The sequence below is a fragment of the Paenibacillus sp. MSJ-34 genome, assembly GCF_018918005.1.
GTDB lineage: Bacteria > Bacillota > Bacilli > Paenibacillales > Paenibacillaceae > MSJ-34.
Map to the genome: position 1 here is coordinate 11,879 of NZ_JAHLPR010000038.1, position 16,243 is coordinate 28,121.

A 16,243-nucleotide genomic window follows, 5' to 3' on the forward strand; every position below is an offset into this window, starting at 1 on the left:
AATTTAATAGAATTTTGGCGAAAACGGTTCGATCCGCGCGTTAATCTAGCGTTTTGGCCTCCTGCCACCATTGCTCCATCTCTAGTAAATCAGTTTGGTCAAAAGATTTGCCTCTTATACGCAGTTGCTCTTCAATATGGCGAAATCTTCGAATAAATTTTCGATTGGTCATCGCAAGCGCCTCTTCCGGATCCGCCTTGACGAACCGCGCCGCGTTCACAACCGCAAACAACAAGTCGCCAAGCTCGGACATTTGGCGTTCATGCGGCTCTTCGCCGGCAACCGCTTGTTTCAATTCGGCCAGCTCTTCCTCCACTTTGGCAAGCACGTCTTCGAGCTTGTCCCAATCGAAGCCGACTTTCGCCGCCTTCTTCTGAAGCTTGTACGCTTTCATCAGCGCCGGCAAATCGCGCGGAACGCCGTCCAGCGCCGACCGCTCATCCGGGTTGATCCCCTTGCGCCGTTTCTCTTCCGCCTTCATCTGGTCCCAGTTGCGGAGCGCTTCGTCCGCATTCCCGGCAGCCTGATCGCCGAATACGTGCGGATGGCGGAACAGCAGCTTTTCGTTCAATCCGTTAATAACGTCGTAAACGGTAAATGTTCCCGTTTCCTCTTCCATCTGCGAGTGAAGCATAATTTGCAGCAGCAAATCTCCCAGCTCCTCCTGCATCGCCAACGGATCGTCGTCGTCAATCGTCTCAAGCACTTCATACGTTTCTTCAATCAAATTTTTGCGGATCGATTGATGCGTTTGCTCGCGATCCCACGGGCAGCCTTCCGGACTGCGCAAAATGCCGACGATTTCATGCAAGCGGGCAAACGTCCGATTGCGGACGCTGTCGGCTTCCGTTTGCGGCAACCATATGAGCGACAGATTGCCGTATCCCTCCAACCGGTCCAATTCATACAGCGGCACCCGAACGATCCGCTCCTCGCCCGAAACGCCGAGCGCATGGCCTACGACAACCTCGTAATCGTCGGGATAAACCTCCATCAGGCTCAGCTTGACGTCCGAAGCGGTAAACGTATCGTATACTTGGCCGATGACCGTATGCAGCTTCGGCTGCAGCAGCGAAGACGGCAAATCGTGGGCGTCCAGCAGTTGGAAGCCTTCGATCGGATCGAAGCCGAACCGCAGAAACGTCTGATCCAGGAAGCTCTCGCCCCCCATGATCGCAAGCTCGACACCCGCGTCCGGGCAACGTTCCCGCAGCAGGCGAACCGTCGCTTCCGCCACCATCGGGTGACCCGGCACGGCATAGACGATGTCGCCCGCTTCCGCGGCCCATGCCACCAATTTCGTTGCAATCGCATCGTATACGTCCGGGAACGATTCATGCGACTCGTAGACGGAGTCGAACGACGTATAAGCGATGCCGTGATCCCGAAGCATCGCCATCATCGGATGGCGCTCCGTCCGCACGAACAGGCGCTTTGCGGATTGAAGCGTCTTCCAAACGCCAAGGGTAAGCTGATCGGCGTCGCCGGTTCCAAGCCCGACGACGGTAATGGCTGCACACATATGATATCCCTCCTATAAGTTAGCGGAAATCCACGGAACGTTTCGCCCGGGGAACCAGCTTCCGCAGCAGCGGAACGGCTAGCAGTTCGCGCTCGGTCATCATTCGCGTTGCGATAACGACAAAACCGACGGCAGCGACGCCGACGGCGACGCCGGTCAGCGCGACGGCCGCTGCGGCCGTCCTCGTCCCCGCAACGCCGATGGCGGCAAGCAGCGACGCCGTCCCCAGCTTCGCGGCCCAGACCGCGACGGCCATAACGGCGAGCGCAAGCGCCGGTTTGCCGAGATCGGCCGCGAAGTCGGGGCGGATGCCCGCCGCCCGCAGCAGCGCGCCCGTATTGAGCAGCGCCGCGAAGACATAGGCGACGACGCCGGCCAGCGCGGCCCCGTTAATTCCCCACAACGGGACGAGCCATACGTTCAGGCCGATCTTGACCGCCGTCCCCAGCAGCAGATGAACGACCGGCGTCTTCGCGCGGCCGATCGCTTGCAGCAGCGCCGACGAGACGATCGTAAGCGCGCTGGCGGCGGCCGTGAACGAGACGATCGTCATGGCGTCCGTGCCTGCGTCGTTCGTATACAACATGACGTTAATCGGCTCCGAGAGCAGTGCGAGGCCGATCGAGGCGGCGCACCCCGTCAAACCGAACCAGCGCAGCGTCCGGTGAATTTGCGCCGTGTAGGCGGCTTGTACGCCCCGCTGCGCCGCTTGCGCCATCGCCGGGACGAAAGTGACCGACAACGAGCTGACGACCATCCCGACAAGTTGGACGAGCGGCAAGCCGCGGTTGTAGACGCCGTATTCGGCCAGCGCTTGCAGTCCGGCCATTCCGCTATGCTGCAGCAGGCGCGGAACGGTGAACGTATCGACGATCCCGATAACCGGAACGGCGATGGCGCCCAAGCAAACGGGGATCGCGTACCGGACAAGCCGGCGCACGGTCGTCCAGAGCGGCTCCTTCCGTGCCGCTTCGGCGGCGGCGTTGGCTCCGGCGATGCTTATCCCGCCGCGGGCGTCCCTGATCCGGTACCAGATCATGACCGCAAGTCCGCCCGCCGCACCGGCCGCCGATCCGAAGGTCGCCCCGGCCGCGATCCAATCGGCGGAAGCGCCGATGTTCGTGAAATGGATCAATAAGGCCACCATCGTCGCCACTCGTACCGTTTGCTCGGCCAATTGCGAGACCGCGGTCGGCAGCATATTCTGCTTCCCTTGGAAATATCCGCGCAGCGCCGCCATGACCGGAGCGAGCAGCAGGGCGAAGGATGCGCTTTGTATCGCTCTCGCCGTCTGGCGCTGTCCGATCCAGGACGCGACATGCTCCGCTCCCAAGTATAAGGCGGCGAAGAAGACGATTCCTAACGCCGCAAGCAGCGCCGCCGATATGCGCAATATTGTGCGCGCCCCCGCTTCATCGCCGACAGCCGTCCGTTCGGCCACGAACTTGGACACGGCCACCGGAAAGCCTGCCGTCGCGAGAAAGAGCAGCAGCACGTAAAACGGATATACGGCGTTATAAATACCGAACACTGCATCCCCGGCTATATTTTGAAGCGGTATTTTCTGCAACGTGCCAATCAGCTTCGATACGGCAGCCGCCATACCGAGCATGAGCGCGCCTTGCCACAGCTTGCCCGCGGCCGCGCTTCCCTTCTCTCCCATAAGCGCCCCTCGACTCGATTGTTGTACTTCATATGCAAAAAACTTCTATAACCCACCCGTGACGGTCGTTATAGAAGTTTGCGAACGGAAATGGCCCATTAATGCCTCTACTGCTCCATCTGCTTCCCTAAGAAGGCGGCGGCGGTTTCCGCCATTTTGGTTTCCAATTGCGACATCTTCACGCCTTCGTCTTTATTCAACAAGACGACCGTTCCGATCGGATCGCCTCCGGCAATGATCGGCGCCGCAACGAACGAGCTGTACGTATCCTGATTGTCCCTGCTAATTTCGTAAGTACCCGGAGTCGCCTCCAGAAGCGTCTTGCGGTTGTCCATGCAATGTTCGAGCAAAGACCCGATTTGCTTATCCATATATTCTTTCTTGGAGCCTCCCGCAACCGCAATAATCGTGTCGCGATCGGTTATGAGGGTAATATGCCCCGTGCTTTCATACAACGATTCCGCATATTCTTTCGCGAAGTCGCCCAATTCCCCGATCGGCGAATATTTTTTCAAAATCACTTCTCCGTCGCGATCCACGAAAATTTCCAAAGGGTCCCCCTCGCGAATTCTTAGCGTGCGGCGAATTTCTTTAGGAATAACGACACGACCTAAATCATCAATACGACGAACAATACCAGTAGCTTTCATCTTTCTTGTTGCCTCGCTTTCTTCAATGGTTTGCAACTACTGTTTTTTATTGGGAAGAGGGGAGATGTAGATTTTTGGTGAAATCATGACCATAGTATTCATCTGCTCCCAGATTCTTATACATGATGGTTGTACGCGCATTATTCCTAAATAGTTTCGCAAAAAAGCAAAAAATAGCAATTTTTCGACAGCTATTTTTCGCTTGTTCAACAATTTTTCAATTAATTTGCTGATCGACCCAATGGAGGTATTATTTGCCTTCCTTGTTTTGACCCTGATTCGATTCTTCCTTTTTCGGTTCTTCTTTCTTCGGCTCTTCCTTCTTCGGCAAGTTCGACTTAATATTCAGCTTCGGCAATTCCTTCTGCATGAACTCGTTGATTTGCTCGCCGGCCGCCATGCTTTTGACGTTTTTCTTCTGATCGTCGGTTAATTCATCGAACGTCTTCTCCGTTCGGGACTCGACTCTCAACACATGATAACCGTAGCTGGTTTCGATCGGCTCGCTGATTTGGTTGAGCGGAAGCTCAATCGCGGCCTTTTTGAATTCAGGCACCCATAAGCTTACTTCCTTGTTCTCGTACAAACCCCCGTTGTCCTTCGATCCCGGGTCGTCGGAGTATTCTTTCGCCAGTTTGGCGAAATCTTCGCCCGCTTTTAATTTGGCTTCGATATCCTTGGCGATTTTCAGCGCTTCTTCTTTCGTCCGTTCCTTATTGTCGGACGTCGTTAGTCCGATGAGAATATGGCGTACGGAAGCGACGGTGAAGTCGTCTTCGATTTTATCAAACTGCGCTTTGGTTTGCTCGTCCGACACTTTGCTGCGGAAATCGGCGTCGATCGAGAACATTTTGGCCATATAGTTTTTAACGTCTTGCTCGGTCAGCTTATGCTTGTCCAGATCGGCTTTGAACTCATCGCCGGCTTGATCGTGCATCGCCTTGATTTGTTCTTCGGCCATCTTCTCCCCTTCCGCCTTCGCATCGCTGCCGGCCCGTTCGCTTAACACTTTATACGCGACTTGCTGCTCCAGCAAGAACTCCTTAAATTCGTCCATCGCGACGATTTGCTCATATTGCGGATACAGGAATACCATCAAATCCAATTCTTTATTGAATTCGCTCTCTGTAATCTGGCCCCCGTTATAAGTCGCAACGACTTTTTCTTTCGCCGCGCCGCCCGTTTTATTTTTCTGGCCGCAGCCTGCGCCGACGGACAGGACAAGGATTGCCGCTAAGGCTAGAATCGCCGTTGTCCATGCGCGCTTCGATTTATTTGACAGCATCTTGCAGTTCTCCTTTCGATTTAAAAGCTTCTCCGGCATTGCGCAAAAACGATTCCACCAGCGCCATCGATTGTTGTTCATTCAGCCCTTTGCAGCGCAAATAAATGTTCGTGTTGGAACCCGGTTCAAAACCGACGCGTTTGTCGAATTGCGAACTGATCTCCGCCAGCTTGGTGCGCTTGACGGTATCCGCTTTTCCGGCATTGATTTTGATAACAATATCATCCCCTTTTTGCGAGATCGAGTCAAGAGCGTACAGTCTCCCGTACACTTTCAGTCTCGCAACCGCAAGCAAGTTCACGACAGCCGGCGGCAAATCGCCGAACCGGTCCTCCAGTTCCTCGTGCAAATCTTGCGTCTCCTCCAACGAACGAACTGCAGCGACTTTTTTGTATATCTCAATCTTTTGAATACTATCATAAATGTAGTCTGAGGGTAAATAGGCGTCGATATTCAGGTCGATCACCGTCGACCATTCTTTGGCCGTCTCCTCGGTCTCTCCGTACATTTCGGCTTTCCGCTTGGCGATCTCATCGCCTAACATTTGGGAATAGAGATCGAAGCCGACCGAAGCGATAAATCCGTGCTGCTCCGCGCCGAGCAAATTGCCCGCGCCGCGAATCGCCAAATCCCTCATCGCAATTTTGAAGCCGGAACCGAGCTCGGTAAATTCTTTGATCGACTGCAGCCTTTTCTCGGCGACCTCTGTCAAAACCTTGTCCTTCTGATATGTGAAATAGGCGTAAGCAATCCGGTTGGAGCGCCCGACACGGCCGCGCAGCTGATACAATTGCGACAATCCCATCTTGTCCGCATCGTGGACGATCAGCGTATTGACGTTAGGAATGTCGACCCCTGTCTCGATAATGCTCGTGCTAACCAGCACATCGAACTCGCCGTCGAGAAAATCGAGGATTGTCCGCTCCAGCTCTTGCTCCGACATTTGCCCATGTCCGACCGCGACGCGCGCGTTCGGGACGAGCATGGAAATATGCTCGGCCATTTGATGTATGCCTTGAACGCGGTTGAACAAATAGTATACTTGCCCTCCGCGCGCAATCTCGCGTTCGATCGCTTCGCGGACGAGCGTATTGCTATGTTCGACGACGTACGTTTGCACCGGAAAACGATTTTCCGGCGGCGTTTCGATGACGGACAAGTCGCGTACGCCGAGCATGGACATATGAAGCGTCCGCGGAATCGGCGTCGCGGTGAGCGTAAGCACGTCCACATTCGTCTTCAGCTTTTTCAGCTTTTCTTTATGAGACACGCCAAAACGCTGCTCCTCGTCGACGATCAGCAGTCCCAATTCTTTAAAGACGACATCTTGCGAAAGCAAACGATGAGTCCCGATCACAATATCGACCGTCCCCCGTTTAATGCCCTTCATCGTTTCCGATTGTTCCTTCTTCGAGCGGAAACGGCTCAGTACTTGAATATTCATCGGATAAGCGGCGAACCGCTCGCGGAACGTCTCGTAATGCTGCTGCGCCAATATCGTCGTCGGCACCAGCACGGCCACCTGCTTGCCTTCGATCGCCGCTTTGAACGCCGCCCGCACGGCTACTTCCGTTTTGCCGTAACCGACGTCGCCGCAGAGCAAGCGATCCATCGGGCGGGGTTGCTCCATATCCCTCTTAATCTCTTCGATCGCCCGCAATTGATCCCGCGTTTCCTCGTATGGAAACATCGCTTCGAACTCGTGCTGATCCGGCGTATCTTTGTCGAAAGCGAATCCGGGAGCCGCTTGGCGCGCGGCGTACAGCTTGATCAAATCGTCGGCGATATCGCGAACGGAAGAGCGTACCTTGCTTTTCACCCTCGCCCACTCGGTGCCGCCTAATTTATAAACCTTCGGTTCCTTGTCCTCGGAGCCGACATATTTCTGAATCATATCGATTTGCTCGATCGGAACCGACAGCTTATCGCCGCCGGCATAAAGAATATGCAAGTAATCTTTATGGATGCCGTTGATTTCGAGCGTGCCGATGCCTAAATATTTGCCGATCCCATGGTTTTGGTGAACGACGTAGTCTCCTACTTTCAGTTCGGTATAGCTTTTGATCCGTTCGGCGTTATCGATTTTTTTATCGAATTTGGAACGAACTTTCCGCTGCTTCTGCGAGAACATCTCCCCTTCGGTAATGACCACCAGATGAATCGAGGGAAGCTCGAAGCCGGTTTGGAGGTTGCCCTGCAATAGAATAGGTTCCTCGATTTGATAGTCTTGCAGCACGCGCCGCATCCGGTCCATCCGCTCTTGGCCGCTCGCCAGCATCATGACTTTGGCGCCGAGCTTCCTCCACCGTTCCATCTCCGCCTTCAGCACGTTCATCTGGCCGTGGAAATCTTGCATCGCGCGGCACATGAAGTTAATGATGTTCTGCGGCTGCGTATGGGGAACTTGTCTAAGAAATAGGGACAAGAACAGCGTTTGAAACGGCCGGCGGTACATGATTTGATCCGACGGATGCCCCAGGACGAATCCGGGCAGAGACTTGCCGTTCTGCAGCAAATGCAAGTTCCATTCCGCTTCGTCGCGCTCCAGCTGCTTCGCCGTATCGAGCAGACGCGAAGGCTCGTCGACAATCAAGATCGTATCCTCCGGCATATAGTCGAACAAAGTTTCCCGTTCCGGATACAGCAGCGCTATATATTTATAGATTTCCGAGAAATACGTTTGCTCCCGCAATTGCTCGATTTCATGCCCAATTTCTTCGCGCAGTTTCTCCTTCGCCTGGCGGTCGCTCATTTTCTCGAGCTGCTTCTCCAACAGATCGTAAGCGAATTCGGCCGCGCGCGCGAATCGCTGCTCATCGGCGATCATTTCTTTGCACGTCGGAATGGCGACGGACGTCATCTTGTCGATCGACCGCTGATCGCCCGGGTCGAACGTGCGGATCGAGTCGATTTCATCGCCGAACCATTCGATCCGACAGGCAACCGGCGCCGTCAGCGGATAGAAATCGACGATACCGCCGCGTACGCTCATCTCTCCCTTCGACTCTACCTGTTCCACCCGTTCGTATCCGAGCTCCACCATCCGGCGGATGAACGCCTCCGGCGATAGCGTTTGTCCGACCTGCACGTCCAAATGCGCTTCGGCCATCACCTGCCGGCTCGTCAGAAATCGGCGCACGCCGGAATAGGGCGCGACAACGATGCCCCTGAATCCGCGGGAGCATTTCATCATTACATCGATTCGCTGTGCAAGCGTTTCCGGGCTTGAAATCGCCGCTTCCGCCGCGACAAGTTCATTGGCGGGGTAAAGCAATACTTTCTCAGGCGACAAACATTCTTGCAAATCTTCCGCTATTTTCTGAGCGGCAAACATATTATGCGTCACGATCAATATCGGGCGCTTCAATTCCTCAGCCAGCGAGGCGATCATAATCTGGCGGGAAGATCCGGTCAGTCCCGAAATGAGCTGCTCCTTCATTCCCGAACGAATGCCCGACGAGATCGATTGGAAATCCCGATCTTCTGAAAATGCTTCTATAAGTGCCTGTAACAACAAAACCGCACCTCTCTTTAGAGAAAACTGATCTATGAACTAAAAAGAAGCCTCGGCGAACTTGCCAAGGCCGTATAAACGTTGAATGCGCATGAATCATTTGCTTATATTCACGTCATTGCCATTACTACAATATGCCAATCTGCTACAAATTGACAAATAGTCGTCACTGCGATAATGCCAATTTGCAATTCAGATTGCAAATTTTCATCCTTCAACAAATGAAACATTTGCCGTTTATTGACAAATTGGCATGGATCACAATATGCCAATTTGCAATTCAGATTGCAAATTTTCAGCTTTCAACAACTGAAACATTTGCAATTCATTGCAACGGATTCGGCGCCAACACCAGCTCGGGGTGATTGTCCAGCGCTTCCTTGCAATAATCGCAAGTCATCTTGACCGTTACGTCTCCATTCGGACTATACGATATTATATCGCTGCGCTCCTCGGGGGTCAAGAAATGGAACCCGAGCTGCGCCTCGCTCACGTTCGCGTCGTCGATGCGGCCGATGGGCGTATGGCAATGCCTGCAAATATAGTTTATTGACATCTATATGCCTCCCGAACATTGGATATACATTGAGGTTTGTTTTGCGAACGGCGCTTAACGCCCTTCGAACAAATCTTGTCAATATGTCACTTAGTATACCCAATATGGGGCAAAATTAGCCCGAACCCGATTAACCGTTGAATTTGGCCATCGTTTGTTCAAACGGATGCTTCATCGCGAATTCCAATGCGTCGCAAGTCGATTCGATCATTTGCCGCAGCTTGTCGCCTTCCGCTTTTGCGAATTTGGACAACACGTAATCGGCGATATCGTAGCCCGGTTCGGGACGGGATATTCCCATGCGAACGCGATGGAAGCTTTGGGTCCCCGTATGCTGGATGATCGATTTGATGCCGTTATGTCCGCCGGCGCTGCCTTGATATCGCAGCCGGATTTTGCCAAACTCGGTATCCAAATCGTCATACACGACAATCATGTCCTGCAGGTCCGCTTTATAGTAATCCATAAACGCCCGCACCGATTCGCCGGAAAGATTCATATATGTCATCGGCTTGATCAGCACCGCCTTCGTCCCGTCAATGATCCCTTCGCCGATTAACGCTTTGCATTTGCTCTGATTGACGGTAATTCCCCATCGTTTCGCAAGCTCGTCAACAGCCATGAACCCTACGTTATGACGGGTTGCCTGATAGGAGGAACCCGGGTTGCCCAAACCGACGATCCATTTCAAAGCCATGTTAACCCTCACTTTTTTATGTTAAAATATGTTTTACCGATAATGATACACGAAATCATTCACAATACGAGAAACCAATTCGAATCGGGCGGTGAGTTTATTGTATGTCTTATGCCAACGGGCAGAAGCTCACGAAAGACAAGCACTTTCAAGATCATATCGACGCGCAGGTCCCCATTCAAGTCTACGATAAACAAATTCACCAAGATATCGGGAAGGTCGAATCGTTCTGCAAACAATTCGTGCAAGTCAACCAGGTTCTATACAACCGCCGCCGCTTCCAATTCATATCCCGACCCGGTTATTAACGGGACCGAGCCGTTTGTAGGCGGTATCATTGGAAAATGTACAATCAAAATTGCAAAATTGTTGATCCGAAACGGTCTCTATTGGAAAACTTACAATGGATTTGCGCCTTGGGTCGCCGTTTAGCCATGTTTTTGGAACATTCCGTTGGATGAATTCCAATGAAAGACCCTATTTCCGGGTCGGAATGGGTAAAACATTGCATAAAATCCAATGGATCGCATGAGAGCAACGAACCATAAGCGTGATTCGGATCGACAGTTTCCCAAGCGCCATCGCAGGCGGTATCATATGCGACACAATAAGAGTTACTTCCCCCGCAGCGTGGGAAAGTAACCCTCTTCTTCTTGCTAGTTCTCAAACAACGTGCTGATGGATACTTCCTCATGCACTCGAATAATCGCCTCGCCCAATAAAGGGGCTACCGACAAACGTCTAATCTTGTCCGACGGATTCGGGTGCGTTATCGGTATGGTATCCGTTACGACCACTTCTTTGATCGGAGACTGGCTGAGCCGCTCCATCGCCGGACCGGACAGCACCGGATGCGTACAACAAGCGTACACTTCCTTCACGCCTGCGTCTTTGAGCGCGTTCGCGCCGAGCACGATCGTGCCGGCCGTATCGATAATATCGTCGATAATAATCGCCGTCTTCCCTTCGACCTTCCCGATGATGTTCATCACTTCGCTCACATTCGGTTCCGGCCGCCTCTTATCGATAATGGCTAGCGGAGCTTTCAAATAATCGGCTAATCTGCGGGCGCGTACGACACCGCCGTGGTCAGGCGATACGACGACGACGTCCTCGATTTTTTTCTCGAGAAAATAATGGCCTAGAATCGGAACGCCAACGAGATGATCGACGGGAATGTCGAAGAACCCCTGAATTTGCGTCGCGTGCAAATCCAATGCAATTACGCGATGCGCCCCGGCTTTCTCGATCAGATTGGCGACGAGCTTCGCCGTGATCGGATCGCGGGCCCGCGCCTTGCGGTCTTGTCTCGCATAACCGTAATAAGGGATGACGACATTAATCGTTTTGGCCGAAGCCCGCTTCAATGCGTCAACCATGACGAGCAATTGCATCAAATTGTCGTTTACCGGAGCACAGGTGGATTGCACGACATAAACATCGCAACCGCGTACGCTTTCGGATAATTTGATATGAATTTCCCCGTCGCTGAAGCTTAACGTCTCCGAATTGCCGAGCGGCACGCCGACATGGTCGGCAATCAGCTGCGCCAGCATCGGATTGGAGTTGCAGGTAAAGATTTTCAGTTTCGAATCGCAATAAGCCATAAACCCATTACCCTCCGTGGCGGTTCGTTGTTTGAATAACGCTGGTGGTTCCAATTCTATAATATTCATCTTATGAGTGCTCCGCATTACGTTTTTTTATTTGTGCCCGAGCCCGTATTTTCTCGGCATACCCAGGCTTGTTTACTTGTCTTTCCCGCGCGATCGCCAGGTCGTTGTCATCCACATTGTGGGTGATCGTAGAACCGGCAACGACATAGGCGCCTTTTCCGACTTTGACCGGCGCTATTAAATTGACATTGCTTCCGACGAAGGCATCGTCTTCGATTTCCGTAACGGATTTATTATACCCGTCATAGTTGACCGTTATCGCACCGCAGCCAATATTGACGTTTTTGCCTACTCTAGCATCGCCGACATAGCTTAAATGCGATACTTTCGACCCGTCGCCGAGCGAAGCGTTTTTAATTTCGACGAAGTCGCCGACTTTCACGTCTTCGCCTAACCGCGCTCCAGGTCGCAAATAGGCGAAGGGCCCTACGCTGCTGTGACGGCCTACGGCCGCGCCCGTCAGGACGGAATGCTTCACCGTTACGCCTTCCCCGAGCTGCGACTCATGGATCTCGCTATTCGGTCCGATGACGCAGTCTTCCCCGACCGTCGTCCGTCCGCCCAGCACCGTTCCCGGGTAAATGACGGTATCGGCTCCGATCGTTACATCCGGCCCAATATACGTCGACGCCGGATCGATGATCGTCACGCCGTTCAGCATATGGAGGCGATTGATGCGTTCGCGCATCAACTGTTCCGCCGCCGCCAATTGCAGCCGGTCGTTCACGCCGACCGCTTCCGCCTGGTCCTTCGTGCAATAGGCCTGTACCGTTTCGCCCTGTTCGCGCAAAATCGATATCACGTCGGTCAAATAATACTCTTGCTGCGAATTTTCGTTGCGAACTTGCTCCAATGCGGCAAACAGCTTCAAATTGTCAAAACAATACGTTCCCGTATTGATTTCGCGTTGTTTATGTTCCTCGGCCGTACAGTCCTTCTGCTCGACGATTTTGCGCACCGAACCGTCTTCGCCGCGAATGACCCGTCCGTATCCTTGCGGATCGTCCAATTCGGCGGTTAGGATCGTTGCAGCCGCTTTCGCTTCCTCGTGGAGCGCCATCAGCTTCTGAAGCGAAGCTTCCGTAATGAGCGGCGTGTCTCCGCACACGACCAGCGTCATGCCCGGCTCCGCTTCGAGCAGCGGTTTCGCCTGCTTGACGGCATGGCCCGTGCCGAGCTGCTCTTCCTGCAGCACATATTCGGCGCGTTCGCCCAAATACGATTTGACGGCATCGGCGCCGTGGCCGACGACGACGACTGTACGTTCGCATTGTACATTTTCCATCACGGTAAGCACATGGTCGACGAGCGGCTTCCCGCAAACCGGATGCAGTACTTTGTAAAGCTTGGATTTCATACGTTTCCCTTGCCCTGCGGCAAGCACGATTGCCATCCTCTTCAAGGACTACCCCTCCCCCATGATGTTGTAACCAATCCTATTTATCTATTGTAATAGAATATAAAATCATTCTCCATGGTGCAATTTACATAAAAATCGGTTTATTGGAAATGGGCTTTGTTCGCTCATATTGATGATATCTTATTCTTCGCAAAAAGAAAAGAGAGCCTGTTCAGACTCTCCTTCTTCAAACCTTTCGAACCCCAATTAATTAAAACTTGATTAAGCTCCCTCTTCAATCACTTCTTCTTCCGTAGCGGCGCGCTCGTATTCAGCCAATACTGCGGCTTGAATCTTCTCGCGAGTCGTCGAAGAGATCGGATGAGCGATATCGCGGAATTCTCCGTCCGGAGTCCGCTTGCTCGGCATTGCAACGAACATGCCGTTGTTTCCGTCGATGACGCGAATGTCATGCACGACGAACTCGTTGTCAATGGTAATGGAAGCGATTGCTTTCATTCGCCCCTCGGAATTGACGCGGCGAAGTCTTACATCCGTAATTTGCATTGTGTGTTCACCACCTTTTTCCATCAAAAGACTTGGTGTATAATTCCACACATGAGAGCAAAATCCTTCTTTTTTTAAGGAAACGTTTTAATTTTTTTTGAACAAAGCCAAGCGGGGATTAGGTTTTCGACAAAACCTGTGTTATATCGACGCGATCAATTCGATTTCGACAAGAACATCCTTCGGCAGACGAGCGACTTCGACCGTGGATCGAGCCGGCTTATGATCGCCGAAATAAGAGGCGTAAATTTGATTGACGGCTGCGAATTGGTCCATATTTTTAATGAAAACCGTCGCCTTCAACACTTGGCTGAAAGACGATCCCGCTTCCGTCAAAACTGCCTGCAAATTGCGGAACACTTGATGCGTCTGCTCCTCGATCCCGCCTTCCACGACATTTCCGTCCAATCCTAGAGGAATTTGCCCGGACGTAAAAACGACATTGCCAAGTTTGACCGCTTGCGAATAAGGTCCGATTGCCGCAGGCGCCTGATTCGTATTTACCGTTTCAATGTTCATTTCTCATTCCCTCTCTTCAAAATAATTCCCCGGAACGACCGAGATTTGTTTTGTTTTGTAATCTACTTTGGACAGCTTGGCGAGCGATATGTAGTCGTGAAGCAGCCGCTCCTCGGAGCCGATATCGCCCGATTCGACGAACACGCCTACGCCGGCTACGGTGGCATCGAATTCTTTCAACAGATCGATCATTCCTTGCACCGTTCCCCCGGCTTTCATAAAATCGTCCACGATCAATACGCGGGATTGTTCTTTCAGCGCTCTGCGCGCCAAAATCATCGTATGCAGGCTTTTGTTGGAGCCGGACACGTAATTGATGCTTACGGCCGATCCTTCCGTCGCCTTCTGGTCGCGGCGGACGAGCACGACCGGCAAATTCAATTGCGCCCCGGTAGCGTATGCCAGCGGGATGCCTTTCGTTTCCACGGTCATGACGACATCGATCTGGCGATCGGCGAAAGCGGTGGCGAACATTTTGCCGATTTCGTTCATGAAAGCAGGCTGGCCGATCAAATCCGTCATATACAAGTAACCGCCGGGCAGAATCCGCTCCGGCTGCTCCAAGCTTACGCACACGTCGCGTATGACGGCAAGTGCGGTCTCCTTGGGCATCTTCGGGATGAACTTGACGCCGCCTGCCGCGCCCGCCAACGTGAGCAGCTCGCCCATTCCCTCTTCTTCGAACACTTCTTTAATGATGACCAAGTCTTCGCTAATGGACGACTTGGCAGCGCTGTACCGTTCCGCAAATTTCGTTAAAGGAACTAAGGTGTGCGGACGTGCCAGCAAAAACTGCGTCATGTCCACCAGACGCGCGCTTCTTTTTAATTTTTTCACGAGAACTCCTCTCCCCGTTGCATCCGTATAATATATATATTACACCTTACGTCAACATCCGAACGGCGTAAACTTCTTTGCAAAATCCGCGCAATCCGTTGTATATCCGCGCGACCTTCGACTCCTTGGATACGAGGCCGAATACGGTCGGCCCGCTCCCTGACATGAGCGCCCCGTCGGCCCCCAATCTAAGCATCGTCTCCTTCAATTGCAGCACCTGAGGATAAGCGGCCAACGTAACGTCTTCCAGCACATTGCCCAACTGGGCGCAAATGCGATGAAACTGCTGCGACGCGATCGCCTCGGTCATTTGGCGCAGCGAAGGGTGCTTCCTAATCTTGTCGGCCCGCAGTCGGCCGTATACATCGGCGGTCGATACGTTGATCGGCGGCTTGGCGAGAATGACCCAACATTGCGGCGGATTCGCAATGCGTTCCAATCGTTCTCCCCGCCCCCTGGCGATCGCCGTGCCTCCCGCAACGCAGAACGGAACGTCCGAGCCCAGTTCCGCTCCTAAACGCTGCAGTTCCTCTTCCGGTATGCCCAGCTTCCACAGCCGGTTCAACCCCCGCAACGCCGCCGCGGCATCGCTGCTGCCTCCGGCCAATCCCGCCGCGACCGGTATCTTCTTGTCGAGGTGAATATAAACTCCTTGCTTCACTTCATATCGTTCCTTGATGAGCTTGGCCGCCTTGAAGGCTAAATTTTTCTCGTCGAGAGGAATATAGCCCGCCTGGCTTGAAATGATGATCGTATCCCGCCCCAAAGGCTCCATTTCCAGACGATCGGCCAAATCGACCATCGTCATCACCATCTCCACTTCATGAAATCCGTCTTCCCGTTTATGTAACACATCCAGCATTAAATTGATTTTCGCCGGCGCCTTTTCATATACTTTCATTACGTTCACCCACTTCTAAAGCTCATCGCTATGGCTCTAAGGTGTCTAACTTAGGACAACTTACCATATTATATCAGAATCCCGTTAGAAACGCATTTCGATCGCTCCGGCAAGGCGCCTGCAATAATAACTGCAAAGAAGAAAAGCGAAGTTCCCGGGCCAACCCCGGATACAACCTCGCCCGTTGCCAAATTACGACTTTTTCGCTGCGGCTTGTTCCGCCAATTGAATCGCCCGTTTCACCATATTCCCCGCGTCTTTCGCCCGAATATTCCCCCAACCTTCGCGCTGTACCGTGTCATAAAAACCTAAATCCTTCGCAAGCTCGTATTTCAACTCCTCGGACATGACGCTGCGTCTTCTGCCCATCGAAATTCCTCCTTTGCGCAATCGGAACATTATTGCCTGCGTTCCGTACTGACAGTGTTAGTATGGCTCGGGCATTTGCAGTTCATGCAATCCGGGCGATTGCGACTTTTTCGCTGGAGAAGAAACGAAACCCAGTGCCGCCTCGCGT

15 protein-coding genes are annotated in these 16,243 nt (G+C 52.8%); 1 reads left to right on the top strand and 14 read right to left on the bottom strand.

Annotation, left to right across the window (positions count from 1 at the left end):
- Positions 1-40: 40 nt before the first annotated feature.
- The 7 genes from yabN to pth form a co-directional block, all read right to left on the bottom strand.
- Positions 41-1,522 (bottom strand): bifunctional methyltransferase/pyrophosphohydrolase YabN, encoded by a 1,482-nt coding sequence (gene yabN, locus KQI79_RS19090; RefSeq protein WP_216539896.1) that lies wholly within the window; start codon positions 1,520-1,522, stop codon positions 41-43.
- A 19-nt stretch (positions 1,523-1,541) separates the two neighbouring features.
- Entirely contained in the window at positions 1,542-3,185 is a 1,644-nt protein-coding gene (locus tag KQI79_RS19095; protein ID WP_216539897.1) for a putative polysaccharide biosynthesis protein, read from the bottom strand.
- A 107-nt stretch (positions 3,186-3,292) separates the two neighbouring features.
- Positions 3,293-3,835, bottom strand: coding sequence for a stage V sporulation protein T (spoVT, locus tag KQI79_RS19100; RefSeq protein ID WP_216539898.1), 543 nt, complete (start codon positions 3,833-3,835; stop codon positions 3,293-3,295).
- A gap of 250 nt (positions 3,836-4,085) precedes the next feature.
- A complete protein-coding gene (locus tag KQI79_RS19105; protein WP_216539899.1) occupies positions 4,086-5,120 on the bottom strand; it encodes a peptidylprolyl isomerase in 1,035 nt (344 codons plus the stop codon).
- Complete coding sequence (gene mfd, locus KQI79_RS19110; protein WP_216539953.1) at positions 5,107-8,634, bottom strand: transcription-repair coupling factor; 3,528 nt, start codon at positions 8,632-8,634, stop codon at positions 5,107-5,109. The genes KQI79_RS19105 and mfd overlap by 14 nt, the downstream gene beginning before the upstream one ends.
- A gap of 325 nt (positions 8,635-8,959) precedes the next feature.
- Positions 8,960-9,190 carry an anti-sigma-F factor Fin gene (gene fin / locus KQI79_RS19115; RefSeq protein WP_216539900.1) on the bottom strand — a complete coding sequence of 77 codons (231 nt, stop codon included), beginning with the start codon at positions 9,188-9,190 and terminating at the stop codon, positions 8,960-8,962.
- Between the two features lie 130 nt (positions 9,191-9,320).
- On the bottom strand, positions 9,321-9,881 hold the full coding sequence (pth, locus tag KQI79_RS19120; RefSeq protein WP_216539954.1) for an aminoacyl-tRNA hydrolase: 561 nt from the start codon (positions 9,879-9,881) through the stop codon (positions 9,321-9,323).
- Between the two features lie 110 nt (positions 9,882-9,991).
- On the opposite strand from pth, the gene KQI79_RS19125 reads away from it, so the two are divergent.
- Positions 9,992-10,195, top strand: coding sequence for a hypothetical protein (locus KQI79_RS19125; protein ID WP_216539901.1), 204 nt, complete (start codon positions 9,992-9,994; stop codon positions 10,193-10,195).
- A gap of 348 nt (positions 10,196-10,543) precedes the next feature.
- Here the strand turns inward: KQI79_RS19125 and KQI79_RS19130 are convergent, their stop codons facing one another.
- From KQI79_RS19130 to KQI79_RS19160, 7 genes are all read right to left on the bottom strand, one after another.
- Positions 10,544-11,494: a ribose-phosphate diphosphokinase gene (locus KQI79_RS19130; protein WP_216539902.1), complete on the bottom strand. Its 951-nt coding sequence runs from the start codon at positions 11,492-11,494 to the stop codon at positions 10,544-10,546.
- Between the two features lie 70 nt (positions 11,495-11,564).
- Positions 11,565-12,965, bottom strand: coding sequence for a bifunctional UDP-N-acetylglucosamine diphosphorylase/glucosamine-1-phosphate N-acetyltransferase GlmU (glmU, locus tag KQI79_RS19135; protein ID WP_301287942.1), 1,401 nt, complete (start codon positions 12,963-12,965; stop codon positions 11,565-11,567).
- Between the two features lie 219 nt (positions 12,966-13,184).
- Complete coding sequence (gene spoVG, locus KQI79_RS19140) at positions 13,185-13,469, bottom strand: septation regulator SpoVG (protein ID WP_018759486.1); 285 nt, start codon at positions 13,467-13,469, stop codon at positions 13,185-13,187.
- A 141-nt stretch (positions 13,470-13,610) separates the two neighbouring features.
- On the bottom strand, positions 13,611-13,988 hold the full coding sequence (locus KQI79_RS19145; protein WP_216539903.1) for a RidA family protein: 378 nt from the start codon (positions 13,986-13,988) through the stop codon (positions 13,611-13,613).
- Between the two features lie 3 nt (positions 13,989-13,991).
- Complete coding sequence (gene purR / locus KQI79_RS19150) at positions 13,992-14,825, bottom strand: pur operon repressor (RefSeq protein WP_216539904.1); 834 nt, start codon at positions 14,823-14,825, stop codon at positions 13,992-13,994.
- A gap of 46 nt (positions 14,826-14,871) precedes the next feature.
- A complete protein-coding gene (ispE, locus tag KQI79_RS19155) occupies positions 14,872-15,726 on the bottom strand; it encodes a 4-(cytidine 5'-diphospho)-2-C-methyl-D-erythritol kinase (protein ID WP_216539905.1) in 855 nt (284 codons plus the stop codon).
- A 192-nt stretch (positions 15,727-15,918) separates the two neighbouring features.
- Complete coding sequence (locus KQI79_RS19160; protein ID WP_216539906.1) at positions 15,919-16,095, bottom strand: small, acid-soluble spore protein, alpha/beta type; 177 nt, start codon at positions 16,093-16,095, stop codon at positions 15,919-15,921.
- Positions 16,096-16,243 lie beyond the last annotated feature (148 nt).